This is a genomic window from Pseudothioclava arenosa (assembly GCF_002358085.1).
Classification (GTDB): domain Bacteria; phylum Pseudomonadota; class Alphaproteobacteria; order Rhodobacterales; family Rhodobacteraceae; genus Pseudothioclava; species Pseudothioclava arenosa.
This window is the reverse complement of the sequence record NZ_NTJD01000002.1, coordinates 25366-42787: the sequence shown is the minus strand read 5'-3', so window position 1 is coordinate 42787 and position 17422 is coordinate 25366. Positions and strand designations below refer to the sequence as shown.

The window sequence follows — 17422 nt, the reverse complement described above, 5'->3', positions numbered from 1 at the left end:
GTGGGGGCCTCTGACTACCCCGCCTTGCCGATCGAACGCAGATAGCCGTCGGCCATGCGCTGCGCGGTATAGGCGAAGCTTGGATCGCGCGTATGCTGTGCAGCGACAATGGCCCCGTCGATCAGCACGGCAAAGCTGCGCGCGGTGTCGATGATATCGGGCGCCTTCATCTCGATCGCCTGCGCCTTGAGCCAGGTCACGAGATGTTCCTTATGGGCCTCCGCCGCACGGCGCACGGCATCATTACCGGTATCGAACTCCGCGACCGCGTTGATGAAGGGGCACCCATAGAAGCCCGGGTCCGAGAACCATTCATGCAGCACATCGAACACCGCCAGAAGGCGCGTGCGCGCGGGGCCTTGAACCTCCGCGAGACGGCCAAAGAACCAGGCGCGCCAGGTTTCACCTTCGGCCTGTAGAACGGCCGCGATCAGCTCTTCCTTGGACGAGAAGTGGTGGTAGAGCGTCGCTTTCGCCGTCTCTGCGCGCGCGATGATCGTGTCGACCCCGGTCGCGGCAAAACCGTGATTGCAGAAAAGGTAGGACGCCGCGCTCATGATCCGGTCGCGTGCATTCTTGGGGGGCTTGGCGGCAAAGCTCCAACCATGCGGCCCGTTCGGGCAGAAATCATGCACCGTATCTTCCATCACCCTCACTCCGCCTCGTCACGACTGCGACACTTTGTCATGACCTTTCACATATCCCGCCAAAAATCAAGACAACTCTGTCTGGTCCCGTGACTCCGCCGGAATTCTCCGCAAAGTAGTATCCGACACAGACCGGAAGGCTTCTGGCGCCACCTGAAAGCCGCCAAAATGCGGCCTTTAGCGCCAAAAAAAAGCCCAAATACGGTCAGTCTACCTCATTTTTCGCTCATATTTTCCGCATCTTTGCAACCGCAGCATTTTTTCGATCATCCCAGTCCAGGGCAGATTGACGATTCGAGGACCCTCCCACCTCATTAGACAGACCTGTTCGTCTATTTCCGGAGAAACCCATGGCCGTGACCCAACTGATGCCCGGAGCCAGCACCCCCGCCACGGCGGTTTCGGGCACTGACCTCCCCGCGTCCAGCCCCGCCACTCGCAGCCCGGCAGCCCCGCGCCGCGCCGCGACGAAGGGCGCCCATGTCGCGGTCAAGAGCCTCAGCCATGCCTATCGCCGCAATGACGGCAAGGTGCTCGATGGCATCGACTTCGAGATCGGCCAGGGCGAGATCGTTGCGCTGCTCGGTCGCTCGGGCTGCGGGAAGTCGACGCTGCTGCATATGCTCGCCGGTCTCACCCAGCCGTCGGAAGGGGAGGTCGTGATTAACGGCAATGGCGTGCGCGAGCCCTCCCACAAGTGGGTCATGATGTTTCAGGCCCCCTCGCTGTTCCCCTGGCTCAGCGTCGCGCAGAATGCCGCGCTCGGGCTGAAATTCACCCGCCGGGGCCATGAGATCGACGCGCGCATCCCGGAAATTCTCGATCTGGTCGATCTCGGCGCCTTCGCTGATCGCAACGCGCAGGAGCTTTCGGGCGGGCAGCAACAGCGCGTGGCCCTTGCCCGCTCGCTCGCCCCCCAGCCCGAGATGCTTCTGCTGGACGAACCGTTTTCCGCGCTCGACGCCTTTACCCGCCGCAACCTGCAACGGGACGTGCGCGCCATCGCGCGCAATCTCGGCCTGACGCTGGTGATCGTGACCCATGACGTGGGCGAGGCGGTGCGCATGGCCGACCGGGTCATCGTGCTGCAGGCCAACCCCGGCCGCGTCGCAGAGGACACGGCGATCGACCTCTCGGAAGAGGAGCGCGCCGGAGGCGCCGAAGGGTTCCAGCGCGAACACAGCCGACTGATGGGCGTCTATTCCCGCATCGCCGAAGCGGCGGATGCGCAGGACGACATCGCCAATGACTTCACCCAGCTCTGACGGAAAGGCCACCATGACCAAGTTCTCCAAGACCTGCTCCCATCCCCATCACCTCCACGGCGCGTGCTGCGGCGGCGAGGGCGACTTCGATCCGGGCCGTCGTCAGACGCTCGACATGCTCGCCAAGGGCGGCCTGGCCGCGATGCTTGGGTCGCTTGGCGCGAGCCTGCCGCAGATGGCGCGCGCCGCGGGCGACGACGTGCTCCGCATCGGCTACCTGCCGATCACCGACGCGACGCCGCTGCTGGTCGCCCATGCCAAGGGCTTCTTTGAGGAAGAAGGGATCAAGGCCGAGAAGCCGACGCTGATCCGCAGCTGGCCGGCGCTGATCGAAGGCTTCGTCGCCGGCAAGTTCAACCTCGTCCACTTCCTCAAGCCGATCCCGGTCTGGATGCGCTACAACAACAAGGTCCCGGTCAAGATCATGAGCTGGGCGCATACCAACGGCTCGGCGCTGGTGGTCGGCAAGCACACCGACGTCACCGATTTCGCGGGCCTCGGGGGCAAACAGGTCGCGGTACCGTTCTGGTATTCGATGCACAACATCGTGCTTCAATACGCGCTGCGTGCCGCCGGGATCACCCCGGTCATCAAGGAGCAGGGCGCCGAGATCGCCCCCGATGAATGCAACCTCCAGGTCCTGCCGCCGCCCGACATGCCGCCCGCGCTGGCCGCCAAGAAGATCGACGCCTACATCGTCGCCGAGCCCTTCAACGCCCTTGGCGAGCTGATGGCGGGTGCGCGGATGCTGCGCTTCACCGGCGATATCTGGAAGAACCACCCGTGCTGCGTCGTCTGCATGCATGAACAAGATACCACCGAGCGCGCAGAATGGACGCAGAAGGTGATGAACGCGGTGGTGCGCGCGGCGATCTACGCCAGCCAGAACAAGGCCGAGGTCGCCGAACTCTTGTCCAAGGATGGCGCGGGCTACCTGCCCGCTCCGGCCCCGGTCGTGACCCGTGCGATGACGCTTTATGCCGATAACCCCGACTATATCGCCTCGGGTGCGATCAAGAACGAGGGCGAGTATCACAACGGCCGGATCGATTTTCAGCCCTGGCCCTACCCCTCGGCGACCAAGCTGATCATCGAAGCTATGAACTCGACGGTCGTTGCGGGCGAAACCACCTTCCTCGAAGGGCTCGACCCGGAATTCGTTGCGCAGGACCTGGTGAACTACGACTTCGTGAAATCCGCGCTCGAGAAATACCCTGAGTGGAAGAACGATCCCTCAGTCGCGACCGGCGCCGATCCCTACACCCGTGAAGAGATCATGAAGCTATGAGCGACGCCGCCCAAATCCCCCAATTCGCGTTTCGGCTGTGGTCTCTTGGCCGGGCGCGAGGCCTGGTGAACGGCCTGATCGGCATCGCCTTGCTGCTGGGCCTTTGGTGGCTGGGCGGGCTGATCGTCGCGAACGACCCCGACCTCTATGCCTTCGCCAATTTCGCCCCCGAACCGACGCTGAAGCGGCTGTGGTCGATGGTGCTCTCGGGCGAGGTGATCTCGATGTCGGGGCCGTCGCTTGAACGGGTGGGGCTGGGCCTGATCTATGCCGCGGCTTTCGGGGTGCCGGTGGGCATCCTGATCGGGCGCGCGCCGCGGATCCACGAACTGACCAACGTGCCGTTCCAGTTCATGCGGATGATCTCGCCGCTCAGCTGGATGCCGATCGCGGTGATGGCCTTCGACACCTGGGATGGCGCAATCGTCTTCCTGATCGCCATGGCCGCTGTCTGGCCGATCCTGTTCTCCACCGCCGCAGGCGTGCGCCGGATTGATCCGGCCTGGCTCAAGGTGGCTCGCAACCTGGGCGCCGGCCCGCTGCACATGCTCGGTTCGGTCATCCTGCCCGCCATCGCGGTCGACATCCTGCAAGGCGTTCGCCTCGCACTGGGTGTGGCCTGGGTGGTGCTGGTGCCCGCCGAATACCTCGGCGTCACCTCTGGTCTCGGCTTCGCGATCAACGATGCCCGCGACACCCTCGATTACGACCGCCTCGCCGCAACTGTCGTGGTGATCGGGATCATCGGCTTTGCCCTGGATGCGGCCGTCGGCCGGATCGTCAAGAAACTCAACTGGGTGCGCGCCGCGCACTGACCTTAAAACTACAGACTTATCAGGAGGTTATCCAATGTCTGAACCCGCCACTGCCCTCACCGGCTGCCTCGCCCCGACCGCGCCGACCGCGTGCCTCGCACCGATCTCGAAAGACGGGCTCAACGCCCTGATCGAGAAGGGCAAGGAGAATCCGCAGGCGATCAAGACGCTCAGCTGCAAGACCGTCGCCGAGGGCCGCTTCCGTCACGCGAACTACATCCGCGACCTGCCGGCCTATATCGTCGACGAACCGCCGGGGCTGCTGGGCGACGACACCGCGCCGAACCCGTCGGAAGCCTCGCTGGCCGCGCTCGGCTCGTGCATCGCGGTCGGCCTGCATGCCAACGCCATCGCCCGCGGCATCACCATCCAGAAGCTCGAACTGCAGCTGGAAGGCGACCTGAACATCACCGCCGTCTGGGGCACCGGCGACGTGTCGGAGAAGCCCGTCGGCTTCACCGATGTGCGCATCAAGGTCGATATGGAGGCCGACTGCCCGCAAGAAGAGATCGACGCCCTGATCGAGCATGTCAGCAAGTGGTCGCCGGTGTTCAACACCTTCTCGCGCCCGGTGAACATGATCGCCGAATCCGTCTGATCGAAAGGGCCGCGCCAGCGCCTCGCCCGGCGCGGCCCCAATCGCCACTTCCATGCAAGGACCCTCCCCGATGACTGTCGTCGCCCCCATCACCGCTTTTGACCCGACCGAAATCGAGCGCATCAGCGCCGACATGCTCTCGCCCCTCGTGCGCAAGATCGACGAGGACCGGGTCTATGCCGAAGACGTCATGCGCGCCTATGGCGCCGCCGGAGCCTATGGCACCCATGTCGGCGGCATTGACGGAAATACCGATCTGAGCAGCGCCATCCTCTCGATGGCCCGCACCTCCGAGGAATGCCTCTCGACCGGCTTCTGCGTCTGGTGCCAGGACACGCTGGCCTGGTACATCGCCTCCTCGGACAACGACTTCCTGAAAGCCGAAATCCTGCCCAAGGTCGTGCGCGGCGAAGCGCTTGGCGGCACCGGCATGTCGAACCCAATGAAGGCGATCGGCGAGATCGAACCGATGCGCCTCAAGGGCGAACGCGTCGAGGGCGGCTACAAGGTCAAGGGCCTGCTGCCCTGGGTCTCGAACCTCGTCGAAGACGGCTATTTCGGCACCATGTTCCACGTCGATGTCGAAGGATCGGACACGCCGAAACGGGTGATGGCGATTATTCATGCCGACTGGGACGGCGTGCGGCTCAAGCTCGACCACGAATTCGTGGCGATGGGCGGCACCGCCACCTGCAACGTGCAGTTCCGCGATGTCTTCGTCCCCGACAATTTCCTTCTCGGGGATCCGGCGGGCAGCTTCGTGCAACGCATCCGTCCGGGCTTTACGCTGCTGCAATGCGGGATGGCTGCGGGCATCATCAAGAACTGCATCGAGCTCATGAAACAGGTCGAGGCACCGCTCGGCCATGTGAACCAGTATCTCGAAAAGCAGCCCGCCGATCTCGAGGCCGAATACGAGGCGCTGGTCGCCGAGGTTCTCGAGATGGCCAAGACGCCTTACGACCTGTCGGACGAATTCTATCTGCGCGTCCTCAAGGCGCGGTTGAAGGGCGGCGAACTGGCCGTCGAGGCCGCGCATTGGGCGATGCTCCATTGCGGCGCGCGCGGCTACGTCACCCATGGCGTGGCGCAACGGCGTCTGCGCGAAGCCTATTTCGTCGCCATCGTTACCCCGGCGACGAAGCACCTGCGCAAGCTCATCGCCGAGCTCGAAGGTTAAGCCAAGCTCCTGACCCGGGGGCCACGGCCCCCGGGCCTCCCCCGCCCCAACCAACATAACGACGTCGTTCAGGGACGACGCGAACAGGGAGACTTACCTTGGAATCCGCTCTCATCACCCCCGAAGAACTCAGGATCCTCTCCGATGCCGATCTGGCCGTCCTGATCGACACCCGCGACCCCGAAAGCTTCGCCGCCGGCCATATCGCGGGTGCGGTCAACATGCATGACATCTTCACCTTCCTCGCGACATCGGACAGCGCCGGCATCGCCGCGCTGAAAGAGAAATTCGCCGCCGAGTTCGGTGCCGCGGGCCTGGATGGCAGCAAGACCGCGGTGATCTACGAAGCCTCGATGAATTCGGGTTTCGGCCAATCCTGCCGCGGCTTTTTCCTGCTGTCTTTCCTGGGCTATCCCAAGGTCAAGGTGCTCCATGGCGGGTTTGCCGCCTGGACCGCCGAGGGCTTCCCGGTCTCGACCGCAACCTCGGCGCCGGCACCGGCGGGCTTCGCCATCGACGCGTTCGCCAGCGCCATCATGATGAATGCCGACGACATGCTGGCCGCGATCGCCGACCCCGAAGCAGTGATCCTCGACGTGCGCGACATCGACGAGTGGATCGCGACCTCCTCCTCGCCCTATGGCAAGGATTTCTGCCCGCGCAAGGGCCGCATTCCCGGCGCTGTCTGGATCGAATGGTACCGGATGATGAAGCCCTCGGCGCTGGGGCCGGTGTTCAAGTCGAAAGAAGAAGTCCTCGCGGAATGCGCGACCGTGGGCATCACGCCCGATACGCCGGTCAAGCTCTATTGCTTCAAAGGTGCGCGCGCCTCGAACACCTTCCTCGCGCTGAAAGAGGCGGGGGTGAAGGATGTCGCGATCTATTTCGGCTCCTGGAACGAATGGTCGCGCAACCCCGACCTGCCGATCGAAACCGGCCTGCCCTTCGGCGCCTGATCACTTTTCCCTCATCTAACTGGAGACCCCAAGATGACTACCCGTGCTGAACTCACCGAGAAGATCGTTGCCCACAAGACCTTCCACGACATCAAATGGGCCGACGTGGCTGCGGCCGTCGGCCAGTCCAAGGAATGGACCACCGCCGCGCTGATGGGTCAGATCTCGCTGACCAAGGATCAGATCGCCAAGGCTGGCAACGCCATGGGCCTGAACTTCTCGGACGAAGAGACCGCGCTCCTGATGACCGTGCCTTATCGCGGCTCGCTGCCGACGGCGGTCCCAACCGACCCGCTGATCTATCGCCTCTACGAGGTGGTGAACGTCTATGGCACCACGATGAAGGCGCTGATCGAGGAGGAATTCGGCGACGGCATCATGTCGGCGATCGATTTCACCATGGACATCACCCGCAAGGCCGACCCCAAGGGCGACCGCGTGCAGATCGTGCTCGACGGCAAGTTCCTCGGCTACCGCACCTACTAAGGCTGCAACCGGGGGCGGCGCGCCTGCCCCCGGCCCCTTCCGACCGAAAGGCTTCCCCCATGCGTCCCATCGCCATCGTCGGCGCGGGCCAGGCCGGCTCTGCGCTTGCCGCGAAATTGCGTGCGCTCGGGCATGACGGCCCGATCAAGCTGATCGGCGCCGAGCCCGTGCCCCCCTATCAGCGCCCGCCCCTCTCCAAGAAATACCTTCTGGGCGAACTGGAGCGCGACCGCCTCTATCTGCGCCCCGAGACCTTTTATGCCGAAAACGGGATCGAGCTGATCACCGGCACCCGCGTCGCGGCGCTCGAAGCTGCCGAAAAGGTCCTGCTCCTCAAGGATGGAACGCGCCTTGCCTGCGCAGCGATCGCGCTGTGCACCGGCGCCGACCCGATCCGCCTGCCGCCCGCTCTCGGCGGCGCGCTTGGCGGCGTCTACACCATGCGCAACCTCGCCGATGCGGAAGCGATGGCCCCCGAGTTCCGCGAAGGCGCCCGTGTCCTGATCGTGGGCGGCGGCTATATCGGGCTTGAGGCCGCAGCCGTCGCCGCCTCGAAAGGCCTGCGCGTGACGCTCGTCGAGATGGCCCCGCGCATCCTCGCCCGCGTCGCCTGCACCGAAACCGCGAGTTGGTTCCGCGCGCTGCACGAGAGCCACGACGTCAAGATCCGCGAAGGCACCGGTCTGTCGGAGCTGCGGGGCTCACAAGGCCGGGTCAGCCATGCGCGGTTGAGCGACGGCACCGAGATCGCGGTCGATTTCGTAATCGTCGGGATCGGCGTGCGCCCCGGCACCGAGCTGGCAGAAGCCGCTGGGCTCACGATCGACAACGGCATCCGCACCGATGCCTTCGGGGCCACCTCGGCTCCGGGGATCTTTGCGGCGGGTGATTGTGCCTCGTTCCCGCATCAGGGGTGCCGGATCCGGCTGGAAAGCGTACCCAACGCAATCGATCAGGCCGAGGCGGTAGCCGCCGCCATGCTCGGGCAAGGCGTGCCCTATGTCGCGCGCCCGTGGTTCTGGTCAGACCAATACGACGTCAAGCTTCAGATCGCCGGGCTCAACAGCGGGCACGACACGGTCGTGGTTCGTCCGGGGGACCGCCCGGGCAGCCAGAGCCACTGGTATTTTGCCGGGCCGAAACTGCTGGCGCTTGATGCGATGAACGACCCGCGCGCCTACATGACCGGCAAACGCCTGATCGAGGCGGGCCTGTCACCCGAGCGCAATGCGCTGGCCGATCCGGCGATCCCGCTCAAGTCCCTTCCGCTTTCCGAACCTGTAGAGGCCCTATGATCTCGCTGACTTTCCTGACCGCTGACGGCACCCGCATCGATACCGAGGCACGCCCCGGCGTGTCTCTGATGGAGGCGGCGCGCAATGCCTCGGTGCCGGGCATCCTGGCCGAATGCGGCGGTGCCTGCTCTTGCTCGACCTGCCATGTCTATGTCGAACCGGGCTTCGCAGGGCTGTTGCCGCCCGCCTCCGAGGGCGAACTGGACCTGCTTGATTTCGTCTGTGAGCCCGACCCCGAACGCTCTCGCCTGTCGTGCCAGATCACCCTGACCGAGGCACTGTCGGGCCTGACGGTGACAGTGCCCGAGCGACAGGGCTAACCCGCGAGGCGGCAGGGCCCGGAGGACCACGACAAACCAAGACGGCCCACTTTGGCAAAGCCGCCGGGGGCCCTTCGCGGCAAGTTTCTTGGCGCCGGACAAGGCTCCGCGCCCGTCACTGCGCGGTCCAGCCGCCGTCGACCGGGATCGAGGCGCCGGTCAGGTTATGGGCGATCGGGTTGGAGAGCCACAAGGCCAGCGCGCCGATTTCCGCCGCGACCGATGTCCGGCGCGAGGGCTGTTTCTCGGACAGGAGATCGGCAACCCCGGCCGCGCGGTCGCCGCCATGCAGGGCCGCGCGCGCAGCGATCTGGGGCTCGATGATCGCGGTTTCGGTCCAGCCCGGACAGATGCAGTTCACCGTGACACCGCCGCTCTCGCGACTGCCAGCGGCGGCATATTCCAGCGCCGCCACCCGCGACATGCCGACAAGACCGAATTTCGAGGCCACATAGGGTGCCTTGTTGACCGAGGCCACCAGCCCATGCACCGAGGCGATATTGATCACCCGGCCATAGCCGCGCGCGGCCATCCCCGGCAACGCGGCCTGCATCGTCGCGAAGGCCGCCGTCAGGTTGATCGAGAGGATGCGCTCGAACACCTCAAGCGGCATCTCGGCCAACGGCGCGGTGTGCTGGATACCCGCGTTATTGACGAGGATGTCGATCGGACGCCAGGCGAGCACCTCGCGCACCAGCGCGCCGGCGGCTTCGGGATCGGAGAGGTCATGGCCGAAGAACCGCGCCTCGGGGGCGCCCGCCGCGACCAATTCGGCGCAGGCCGCCTCGGCCGTGGCGCCATCCGCCAGCCCGTGCACCGCGATTGCCGCCCCGGCCTCGGCCAGCGCGCGGGCGATCTCGAGGCCGATCCCCTGAACCGAGCCCGTCACAAGGGCACATTTTCCGGCCAGATCTGTCATGCCGTCTCCTCCTTGAGTTTGTCGCGCAACGCGCCCTTGAGCACCTTGCCGTAGTTGTTCTTGGGCAGGTCAGGCACGAAGAAATAGGCCTTGGGGCGCTTGAACCGCGCGATATTGGCCAGGCAAAGCGCATCGAGTTCCTCCGGCGTCACCGCGCTGCCGGGGCGGCAGACGACGAAGGCCACCACGTCCTCGCCCCACTCCGGGTCCGGCCGCCCGATCACCGAAACCTCGTGCACGCCGGGATGGGTCAGCAGCACCTCTTCGACCTCGCGCGGATAGATGTTGGTGCCACCCGAGATGATCACATCCTTTGAGCGATCATGCAGCGTGAGGTAGCCATCGGCATCAAGCGCCCCCATGTCGCCGGTCCAGAGCCAACCGTCCCGGATCGCTTTCGCGGTGCTCTCGGCGCCGTTCGTCTGGCCCGCCCAATAGCCCGCCATCACCAGCGCCCCCTGCACCACGACCTCGCCGATCTCGCCGACGGGCGCGGGGGAGCCATCGGGGCGCAGGATGCCCAGCCTGACCCCGGATTGCGCGCGCCCGACCGACGCCAGCCGCGCCCGCCAGTTCGGCGCGCTGCGATCGGCCACCTCGGCGCGCGACAGCGCGGTGATCGCCATCGGACACTCGCCCTGCCCATAGATCTGCACCAGCCGGGGACCCATCACCTCGACCGCTTCGACGATATCGGCCAGATACATCGGCCCGCCGCCGTAGATCACCGTCTTCAGCCCCTCGGCCCCGCCCCGCACACGCGCGGCATCGACAAGCCGGCGCACCATCGTCGGCGCGGCGAACATCGAGACATTCCCGAGCCGGGCGGCCAGATCGAGGACTTCCGCGGCCTCGAACCCGCCCGAGGGCGGCACCACATGGCGCGCGCCCCGCATCACGTGGATGAAGTTGTAAAGGCCCGCCCCATGCGACATCGGCGCGGCATAAAGGATCGCGTCCTGCTCCGAGACCTCATCCACATCCGCCAGATAGCTCAGCGTCATCAGCATCAGGTTCAGCGCGGTCAGCATCACCCCCTTGGGCCGCCCCGTCGTCCCCGAGGTGTAGAACAACCAGATCACGTCTTGCGGCAGGGTCGGGTGGGGCGCGGACAGCGCCCCTTCGGAGACCGCAGGCAGATTGCCGAGCGACCAGAGCGCGCAGCCCTCGGCGCCGGGCTCCACCGCCAGATCGCGCGCGGCCTCTTCGGTGACAAAACAGACCTGCGCCCCGGCATCGCCGATGATCCAGGCCGCTTCGCGCGGGTGCAGCTTGGCGTTGATCGGAACAGCGATCGCCCCGGCATGCCAGATCCCGTAAAGCGCGATCAGATACTCGGGGCAGTTCTTTGCGAAAATCGCCACCCGGTCGCCCGGCGCAACACCGCGCCCGGAGAGTTCGGCGGCCAGATGCGCAGCGCGGGCCGCAAAGCTGCCGTAGCTCGCGACAACGGTGTCTCCCAGCAAAAGCGCGGCGCGCCCCGGGGCGTTTCCGGCTGACCGCTGGAGCCATTCTGCGGGATTCATCGGCCTACCTCCTGGCTTCGAGGATCGAACAATAGCTGGCCACACCGGAGCCGCCCATGTTGAACACGCAACCAAGCCCGGCATCGGGGTGCTGCATGTCCCCGGCTTCCCCGACCAGCTGCCGCGCCGCGATCACATGCATCGAAACGCCCGTTGCACCGACCGGATGCCCCTTGGCTTTCAACCCGCCCGACAGGTTGACGGGCAGCGACCCGCCCTTGAACACGGTGCCCTCGTCAATGGCGCGGGCGCCCTGTCCCTTGGGAGCAAGCCCCATCGCCTCGTAGATCATCAGCTCCGCGATGGTGAAGCAATCATGCACCTCGGCGAAATCGAGGTCGCTCACCCCCACCCCGGCCGCCCGATAGGCGCGCGCGAACGCCTGTTCGGGCCCCTCAAAGGCGCTCAGGTCGCGCCGCGACATGGGGAGGAAATCATTGAGCTGCACAGCGGCGCGAAACCCGACCGCGCGGCGGAAATCCCCCAGCAAATCCTCCGCGACCAGCACCAGCGCCGCAGCGCCATCCGAGACCAGCGAGCAATCGGTCAGCCGCAGCGGCGCCGCGATCAGCGGGTTGCGTTCGGAGACCGTGTTGCAGAACTCAAAGCCCACATCCTTGCGCATCTGCGCCAGCGGGTTCGACAGCGCGTGCTTGTGGTTCTTGGCCGCGATCCGGGCCAGAGCCTCGGATTGGTCGCCCCATTTGTGGAAGTATTCCTGCGCGAACTGCCCGAAGATCTGCGGAAAGCTCAGCCCCGCCTCCTCGGCCGCGTAACCGGCATGCCCCAGCGCCTCGGCCACGGCCCCGGTCGACAGATGGGTCATCTTTTCAGCGCCGATCACCAGCGCGACGCGCGCTTCGCCGGCGCGGATCGCGTTGCGCGCGGCATAGATCGCGGCCGATCCGCTGGCGCAGGCATTTTCGCAGCGCGTGGCGGGCCGGAAACGCAGATCATCATCGGCCTGCAAGGCAAGAGATGCCGCGAACCCGTCCGGCACCAAGCCCGCGTTGAAATTCCCCAGCCAGATCCCGTCAACCGCTGCCGCCGGGATGCCCGCATCGGCCAGAGCCTCTTGCGCAACGCCAACGATCAGGCTTTCCAGCGTTTCCTCTTCCAGCCGCCCGAAGCGGCTATGTCCCCAGCCAACAATCGCTGCATCCATCTTCTTTCCTCCCGTTTGCGGCCATATTAGGGTCATCGGGAACGCCGCTCTATTCGTGGAACTACGCTATGCACCGGGATGACGAGGCCAGCACCGCCTTCGAATTTGCCCCGATCGGGCTGGTGCTGTCGCATCGGCGCGTCGTGGTCCGCTGCAACGCGCAGATGTGCCAGATGTTCGGCTACACGCGCGCCGAGCTGGAGGGGCAGTCGCTCTCGCGGCTCTATCCCACCCATGAGGAGTTCGACCGGATCGGCGCGATCGGGCTGGAGCGGATGCGCCGCGAGAATTTCTATGTAGATGAGCGGATCATGAAACGGCACGACGAAACCCAGTTCTGGTGCCGGGTGCGTGGCCAGTCCCTGACCCCCGAGAACCCGTTTGAACAGGCGATCTGGAGCTTTGCCGATATCTCGGCCGCGCGACCGATCGTAAACCTCACCCGCCGCGAACGGCAGATCGCGATGCACATGGCCGAGGGGCTGACCAGCAAGGAAATCGCGCGCCTTCTGGGCATCTCGCACCGCACGGTCGAAGCCCATCGCGCGCGCCTGCACGCGAAGCTCGATGCCCGCAACACCGCCGAATGCATCGCCCGGATTACCGGGCTGCCGCAATAAGCCCCCGCGTCGGCCCCTGCGGCTATCGTTCCGGAAAACCCAGCGAGAGCAGCGCGTCGCGCAGTTCCTTGTGCTTGCGCGCGTTCTTGACCGGGAACGCGTTGAAAAAGGCCTGGATCGAGGCATCGCTCCGGCGCGCCCTTGTTTCCTGCGCCCAGTAGCGCGCCTGATCGTGGTTGCCTGCAACCTCGTGGATCGCGGCGGCAAAGGCGCAGATCAGGTAATGCGCGCCGGGGGTTCGGGCGCCCTGATCGGCCCAATGCGCCCCGTCTTCCATGTTGTCTTGATGGAAATGCGCGATGCCCTTCGCGCTGAGCATGGCGTAGCGGAACGGATCGAGCGGGCTGAGTGTGATGGACCGCTCAAGATTGCCAAGCGCCTGGCTGCCATCGCCCACCATGATGTCTGCCCAGGCATGGGCGTAGAACCCCTGCGCGAAGCTCGGACTTAGCTGCACCGAACGTTCGAGCCAGGATTGCCCCGCCGCCGGATCGCCCCGCAGCCAGTTGGCGCGGCCATAGTTGAAACTTGCGAACGGGTCCAACGGATCAAGTTCGATTGCGCGTTCGGCGTGGCGCCGGGCGTCCTCGACGGCTTTGTCGTGATCCGTCGAATAGCGCAGGAACGCCTCCTGGAAGCTGACGAAGGAGCGCGCCGCATGCGCGCGGGCGAAATGGGGATCGAGCTCGATCGCGCGGGCGAAATACTCAGCCGCGCGCGCGTTATCCGCCTTGGTAAAGCGATAGCCGTGCTGCAGGCCCAGATGAAACAGCGACCATGCATCCAGATCCGACGGTGAGCGGAGCTTAGCCAGCTGCGCCTCGTGCTGCGGAACATGCAGCTCCAGCGCCGACACCACGAGAAACACGATCCGTTCCCGCAACTCGTGGACCTCGTCGATCTTGCCCGACAGCCGGTCCGCCCAGACCACCTGCGCAGTCTCGGCGTCGACAAGCTCGACCGAAATCACCAGCGCGGAGCCCAGCAGTTCCACCTCGCCGGAAAGCACGTAGGTGACGCCGAGCGCCGAACGGATGGTGTCGATATTCTGATTGGGCGGGCGGAACCGGAAGCTCGATCCGCGCGCGGTCACCGAAAGCCAGCGCAGGCGCGAGAGCGTCGAGATGATCTCGCCCGGGATCGCATCGGCAATCGCGGAAAAGGTTTCGGAGGACCCGATCATGGTAAAAGGCAGGACGGCGATCGCGGGTCTGCGGTCGATCGGGCCGCCTGTGTCCTGCGGCGGCGCGGCCTCAGGCGTGGTCTGGGCGGCGGCGGGCAGGACGGGGGAGCTGACCTGCACCTCAAGCGCAAACCGGAAGCCCCGGCCATGCACGGTGCGGATCACGCGTTGCTGCTTGCCGTCATCGCCCAGCACACGGCGCAGCGATTTGATCACGGTCGAGACGGCCGCATCGGAAATGAAGCGGCCATCCCAGACCTTCTCGATGAGTTCGTCCCTGGCGACCAGCCGGTCGGCATTCCGGATCAGATGCACCAGCACCGCATAGGCCATCGGCTCGACCGGCACCCGGCACTGTCTCATCGCCCTGGCGCAGCTCGCCACGACCGAGATCGAGCACAAAGTCGTCAAAAGCGTAGTGCACGCGGCCTCCGCCATCGAAACTCAAGACATCCCCACAAATTACCCAAGCCCTCCTCAAGACGACAAGCGAAATCTGGCGGTATTGCTTGGCTATCGACGCCCCGGACGGGGCACCTCGCAAGGAAGACCAAGAGGAACAGCTCGCAATTCAGGCCTCGGAAGCCAGGAGAAGGCCCAGACCTGAAGAGATGTTCTTCCCCACCCGAAACCGCCCCTCGCATCGCTGATGCGCGGCGCAAACCCCGCCTTTGGCGCGCCTCCGGGCACGCCGCCCCACAACCAGACCCACTCTGAAAGGAAATCCAATGCAGCAGAACGTCATCACCAAACCCGTCTCGAACGGCGTCAACACCGAAGCCCTGATCGGCGCGCGCGGCGCGTTCGAGCAGATGCCCGAGGCCGCCGCTTTCACCTTCCGCAGCACCTGCGACTGGAACGAAGGCACCAACAACACCAACACGATCAACGGCTTCTTCGGCCTCGGCGAGAACCAGGAGCGCAAACAGACCTTCCGCATCGACAGCGATCACCCCGAGGTCTTTGCCGCTGCCGACCGCGCGCCGACCCCGCCCGAGATCGTGCTGGCCGCGCTGGCGAGCTGCCTGACCGGTGGCGTCGCCGCCGTCGCCCAGCACCGCGGCATCCAGCTCCACAAGATGCGCGCCGTGGTCGAAGGCGATCTGGACGTGCGCGGCATCCTCGGCATGGACCAGGAGGTTCGCAACGGCTTCTCGGGGATCCGCGTGGCTTTCGAGATCGACGCGGACGCGACGCCCGATGAAATCCGCGCCCTCGTCGCCCAGTCGCAAAAGCGCTCGGCCGTGTTCGACATCCTCACCAACCCGACCAACGTCAACGTGACGGTCGCCTGACCCGCCCGGTCCGACAGGAGAAAGACCATGACCTACATTGGCACCATCATCATCGGCGCCGGCCAGGCCGGGCTCGCGATGAGCCGATGCCTGTCGGACCGAGGCATTCGCCATGTGCTGCTGGAACGCGGGGAAATCGCGAATTCCTGGAGCCACGAACGGTGGGACAGCCTGCGGCTGCTCACCCCCAACTGGCAAAGCCGCCTGCCCGGCTTTGGCTATGACGGACCCGACCCGGACGGGTTCATGTCGATGCCCGAGATCGTCGGTTACCTGCGCGACTATGCCCGGGCCAGCGACGCCCCGGTCGAGGAACGCACCCGGGTTTTGTCGGTCACCGCCTCGGCGGGCGGCTATGAGATTCAAACCAACCGCGGCGCGTGGCGGTGTGATACGCTGGTGCTGGCCAGCGGCGCGTGCAACCTCGCTTCGGTTCCCGCGCTTTCGGCCCAGGTGCCGCCGGGGATCGAGCAGATCAATGCCCTCGGCTACCGCAATCCCGGGCAGCTGGCTCCGGGCGGGGTTCTGGTCGTCGGCGCCTCGGCCACCGGCGTCCAGCTTGCCGCCGAAATTCGAGCGGCTGGCCACGAGGTCACGCTGGCGGCGGGCGAGCACATCCGCGTGCCGCGCCAGTATCGCGGCCGGGACATCCAGTGGTGGCTGGAGGTGACGGGCGTTCACGCCACGCGGACCGATGAGGTCGACGACCTGCGGCGCGCGCGCGGAGTGCCTTCGCTGCAGCTGGCCGGATCGCATGAGCAGCCGTTCTGCGATCTGGGATGGCTGATCGCCATGGGCGTGGAGGTCACCGGGCGGCTCGGGGCCATCCGTGACGGCGTGGCGTTGTTTTCCGGCGGGCTCGCCAATCATTGCGCGCTGTCCGACCTCAAGATGAACCGGCTCCTCGATACGATCGATGCCTGGGCCGAAACCTGCAACCTGCCCGGGATCGGCCCTGCGGAACGTTTCGCGCCGACGCCCTGCCCGAGCGCTCCGCGGCTGACGATGCCGCTCGGCGACGGGCGGATCAGGACGATCCTCTGGGCGACCGGGTTCCGGCCCGACCACAGCTGGCTGCAGCTTCCGGTCTTCGACCGCAAGGGGGCGCTGCAACACCACGAGGGCCGTGTCGCACCGGGGCTCTATGTTCTGGGCCTTCCGTTCCAGCGGCGCCGCAATTCCGCGCTTCTGGATGGGGTCGGCCACGATGCCGCGGCGATCGCGGACGATATTTTGTTTCAACGCGGCCGCTCGGCGGCCTGAAAGGAGAAGACCATGTCCAAGATGATCTCCACCACCGCCGCGCCGCTTCCGGAGCGGGACGAGGCGATCCGCAAGGCGCAGACCGCCGTGATCGAACGCATGAGCGCCGACCTTGATGCGGCCTGCAACACCCTTGTCACCACCGGCCGGATCGAGGCGGGCCTGGCCTGCCATGTCACGCAGGGCAAGTTCTCGGCCACGCTCGACATGGGGCCCGGGATGGGCGGGGACGGACTTGGCCCGAGCCCGGGGTTCTTTGCCCGCGCCGGCGTCGTCGGCTGCGTCGCGATCGGCGTCAAGATGATGGCCGCCCGCGAAGGGCTGGTGTTCCGCACGCTCGATGTCACCATCGAATGCGACTTCGACGACGCCGCGCTGATGGGGCTGAGCCCGCGCAGCGCCGCGCCGCTGGCAAGCCGGATCAAGATCGCGATCGACACAGACGCCGATCCGGCCACCGTCGAGGATCTGGTCAGCCGCGCCCTCGCGGTCGACCCCTGGTTCCTCGCGCTGCGCGACGCGCAGGTGGTCGAGCATGAAGTCATCATTCCCGCGGCCACGCACCGCTCGCCGGCTGCGTGACGCCGAACCAGGCAACAAG

At 65.9% G+C, this 17422-nt stretch carries 18 protein-coding genes; 13 read left to right on the top strand and 5 right to left on the bottom strand.

Annotated elements, in window-relative coordinates; translation table 11 throughout:
• Positions 1 to 14: 14 nt before the first annotated feature.
• Positions 15 to 647 carry a TetR/AcrR family transcriptional regulator gene (locus tag CLN94_RS02480; RefSeq protein WP_096430808.1) on the bottom strand — a complete coding sequence of 211 codons (633 nt, stop codon included), beginning with the start codon at positions 645 to 647 and terminating at the stop codon, positions 15 to 17.
• A 350-nt stretch (positions 648 to 997) separates the two neighbouring features.
• Between CLN94_RS02480 and CLN94_RS02475 the strand changes: the two genes are divergently transcribed.
• The 9 genes from CLN94_RS02475 to CLN94_RS02435 all read left to right on the top strand — a co-directional run bounded on the left by CLN94_RS02475 (position 998) and on the right by CLN94_RS02435 (position 8850).
• Positions 998 to 1912: an ABC transporter ATP-binding protein gene (locus tag CLN94_RS02475; protein ID WP_245845043.1), complete on the top strand. Its 915-nt coding sequence runs from the start codon at positions 998 to 1000 to the stop codon at positions 1910 to 1912.
• Positions 1913 to 1925: 13 nt separating this feature from the next.
• Positions 1926 to 3200, top strand: a complete 1275-nt coding sequence (locus CLN94_RS02470) for an ABC transporter substrate-binding protein (RefSeq protein ID WP_143598866.1) — start codon at positions 1926 to 1928, stop codon at positions 3198 to 3200.
• Positions 3201 to 3265: 65 nt separating this feature from the next.
• Complete coding sequence (locus CLN94_RS02465; protein ID WP_245845041.1) at positions 3266 to 4015, top strand: ABC transporter permease; 750 nt, start codon at positions 3266 to 3268, stop codon at positions 4013 to 4015.
• 34 nt (positions 4016 to 4049) lie between these two features.
• Entirely contained in the window at positions 4050 to 4613 is a 564-nt protein-coding gene (locus tag CLN94_RS02460) for an OsmC family protein (RefSeq protein WP_096430804.1), read from the top strand.
• Positions 4614 to 4683: 70 nt separating this feature from the next.
• Positions 4684 to 5793, top strand: coding sequence for an acyl-CoA dehydrogenase family protein (locus CLN94_RS02455; protein WP_096430802.1), 1110 nt, complete (start codon positions 4684 to 4686; stop codon positions 5791 to 5793).
• A 98-nt stretch (positions 5794 to 5891) separates the two neighbouring features.
• Positions 5892 to 6749, top strand: coding sequence for a sulfurtransferase (locus CLN94_RS02450; RefSeq protein WP_096430800.1), 858 nt, complete (start codon positions 5892 to 5894; stop codon positions 6747 to 6749).
• A 33-nt stretch (positions 6750 to 6782) separates the two neighbouring features.
• A complete protein-coding gene (gene cynS / locus CLN94_RS02445) occupies positions 6783 to 7235 on the top strand; it encodes a cyanase (protein ID WP_096430798.1) in 453 nt (150 codons plus the stop codon).
• Positions 7236 to 7294: 59 nt separating this feature from the next.
• Entirely contained in the window at positions 7295 to 8530 is a 1236-nt protein-coding gene (locus CLN94_RS02440; protein WP_096430796.1) for an NAD(P)/FAD-dependent oxidoreductase, read from the top strand.
• Positions 8527 to 8850 (top strand): 2Fe-2S iron-sulfur cluster-binding protein, encoded by a 324-nt coding sequence (locus CLN94_RS02435; RefSeq protein ID WP_096430794.1) that lies wholly within the window; start codon positions 8527 to 8529, stop codon positions 8848 to 8850. The genes CLN94_RS02440 and CLN94_RS02435 overlap by 4 nt, the downstream gene beginning before the upstream one ends.
• Positions 8851 to 8965: 115 nt before the next feature.
• Here the strand turns inward: CLN94_RS02435 and CLN94_RS02430 are convergent, their stop codons facing one another.
• From CLN94_RS02430 to CLN94_RS02420, 3 genes are read right to left on the bottom strand one after another with little or no spacing between them, the layout of a single operon-like run.
• Positions 8966 to 9769: an SDR family NAD(P)-dependent oxidoreductase gene (locus CLN94_RS02430; protein ID WP_096430792.1), complete on the bottom strand. Its 804-nt coding sequence runs from the start codon at positions 9767 to 9769 to the stop codon at positions 8966 to 8968.
• Complete coding sequence (locus CLN94_RS02425; RefSeq protein WP_096430790.1) at positions 9766 to 11295, bottom strand: AMP-binding protein; 1530 nt, start codon at positions 11293 to 11295, stop codon at positions 9766 to 9768. The genes CLN94_RS02430 and CLN94_RS02425 overlap by 4 nt, the downstream gene beginning before the upstream one ends.
• 4 nt (positions 11296 to 11299) lie before the next feature.
• Positions 11300 to 12460, bottom strand: a complete 1161-nt coding sequence (locus tag CLN94_RS02420; protein WP_096430788.1) for an acetyl-CoA acetyltransferase — start codon at positions 12458 to 12460, stop codon at positions 11300 to 11302.
• A 68-nt stretch (positions 12461 to 12528) separates the two neighbouring features.
• Here CLN94_RS02420 and CLN94_RS02415 point away from each other — a divergent pair, with 68 nt between their 5' ends.
• Positions 12529 to 13080 carry a PAS and helix-turn-helix domain-containing protein gene (locus tag CLN94_RS02415; protein ID WP_096430786.1) on the top strand — a complete coding sequence of 184 codons (552 nt, stop codon included), beginning with the start codon at positions 12529 to 12531 and terminating at the stop codon, positions 13078 to 13080.
• A 22-nt stretch (positions 13081 to 13102) separates the two neighbouring features.
• Here the strand turns inward: CLN94_RS02415 and CLN94_RS02410 are convergent, their stop codons facing one another.
• On the bottom strand, positions 13103 to 14626 hold the full coding sequence (locus CLN94_RS02410; protein WP_218837236.1) for a winged helix-turn-helix domain-containing protein: 1524 nt from the start codon (positions 14624 to 14626) through the stop codon (positions 13103 to 13105).
• Positions 14627 to 14991: 365 nt separating this feature from the next.
• Here CLN94_RS02410 and CLN94_RS02405 point away from each other — a divergent pair, with 365 nt between their 5' ends.
• From CLN94_RS02405 to CLN94_RS02395, 3 genes are read left to right on the top strand one after another with little or no spacing between them, the layout of a single operon-like run.
• Positions 14992 to 15558: an OsmC family protein gene (locus CLN94_RS02405; RefSeq protein WP_096430784.1), complete on the top strand. Its 567-nt coding sequence runs from the start codon at positions 14992 to 14994 to the stop codon at positions 15556 to 15558.
• 27 nt (positions 15559 to 15585) lie between these two features.
• Positions 15586 to 16821 carry an NAD(P)-binding domain-containing protein gene (locus CLN94_RS02400; protein ID WP_096430782.1) on the top strand — a complete coding sequence of 412 codons (1236 nt, stop codon included), beginning with the start codon at positions 15586 to 15588 and terminating at the stop codon, positions 16819 to 16821.
• Positions 16822 to 16833: 12 nt separating this feature from the next.
• Positions 16834 to 17403: an OsmC family protein gene (locus tag CLN94_RS02395; RefSeq protein ID WP_096430780.1), complete on the top strand. Its 570-nt coding sequence runs from the start codon at positions 16834 to 16836 to the stop codon at positions 17401 to 17403.
• Positions 17404 to 17422: the final 19 nt, after the last annotated feature.

Excerpts from the sequence above, each read along its gene's own strand:
- CLN94_RS02480 (WP_096430808.1), bottom strand. The coding sequence starts at position 647 with ATGGAAGATACGGTGCATGATTTCTGCCCGAACGGGCCGCATGGTTGG.
- CLN94_RS02475 (WP_245845043.1), top strand. The coding sequence starts at position 998 with ATGGCCGTGACCCAACTGATGCCCGGAGCCAGCACCCCCGCCACGGCG.
- CLN94_RS02470 (WP_143598866.1), top strand. The coding sequence starts at position 1,926 with ATGACCAAGTTCTCCAAGACCTGCTCCCATCCCCATCACCTCCACGGC.
- CLN94_RS02460 (WP_096430804.1), top strand. The coding sequence starts at position 4,050 with ATGTCTGAACCCGCCACTGCCCTCACCGGCTGCCTCGCCCCGACCGCG.
- CLN94_RS02455 (WP_096430802.1), top strand. The coding sequence starts at position 4,684 with ATGACTGTCGTCGCCCCCATCACCGCTTTTGACCCGACCGAAATCGAG.
- cynS (WP_096430798.1), top strand. The coding sequence starts at position 6,783 with ATGACTACCCGTGCTGAACTCACCGAGAAGATCGTTGCCCACAAGACC.
- CLN94_RS02440 (WP_096430796.1), top strand. The coding sequence starts at position 7,295 with ATGCGTCCCATCGCCATCGTCGGCGCGGGCCAGGCCGGCTCTGCGCTT.
- CLN94_RS02435 (WP_096430794.1), top strand. The coding sequence starts at position 8,527 with ATGATCTCGCTGACTTTCCTGACCGCTGACGGCACCCGCATCGATACC.
- CLN94_RS02430 (WP_096430792.1), bottom strand. The coding sequence starts at position 9,769 with ATGACAGATCTGGCCGGAAAATGTGCCCTTGTGACGGGCTCGGTTCAG.
- CLN94_RS02425 (WP_096430790.1), bottom strand. The coding sequence starts at position 11,295 with ATGAATCCCGCAGAATGGCTCCAGCGGTCAGCCGGAAACGCCCCGGGG.
- CLN94_RS02420 (WP_096430788.1), bottom strand. The coding sequence starts at position 12,460 with ATGGATGCAGCGATTGTTGGCTGGGGACATAGCCGCTTCGGGCGGCTG.
- CLN94_RS02415 (WP_096430786.1), top strand. The coding sequence starts at position 12,529 with ATGCACCGGGATGACGAGGCCAGCACCGCCTTCGAATTTGCCCCGATC.
- CLN94_RS02410 (WP_218837236.1), bottom strand. The coding sequence starts at position 14,626 with ATGAGACAGTGCCGGGTGCCGGTCGAGCCGATGGCCTATGCGGTGCTG.
- CLN94_RS02405 (WP_096430784.1), top strand. The coding sequence starts at position 14,992 with ATGCAGCAGAACGTCATCACCAAACCCGTCTCGAACGGCGTCAACACC.
- CLN94_RS02400 (WP_096430782.1), top strand. The coding sequence starts at position 15,586 with ATGACCTACATTGGCACCATCATCATCGGCGCCGGCCAGGCCGGGCTC.
- CLN94_RS02395 (WP_096430780.1), top strand. The coding sequence starts at position 16,834 with ATGTCCAAGATGATCTCCACCACCGCCGCGCCGCTTCCGGAGCGGGAC.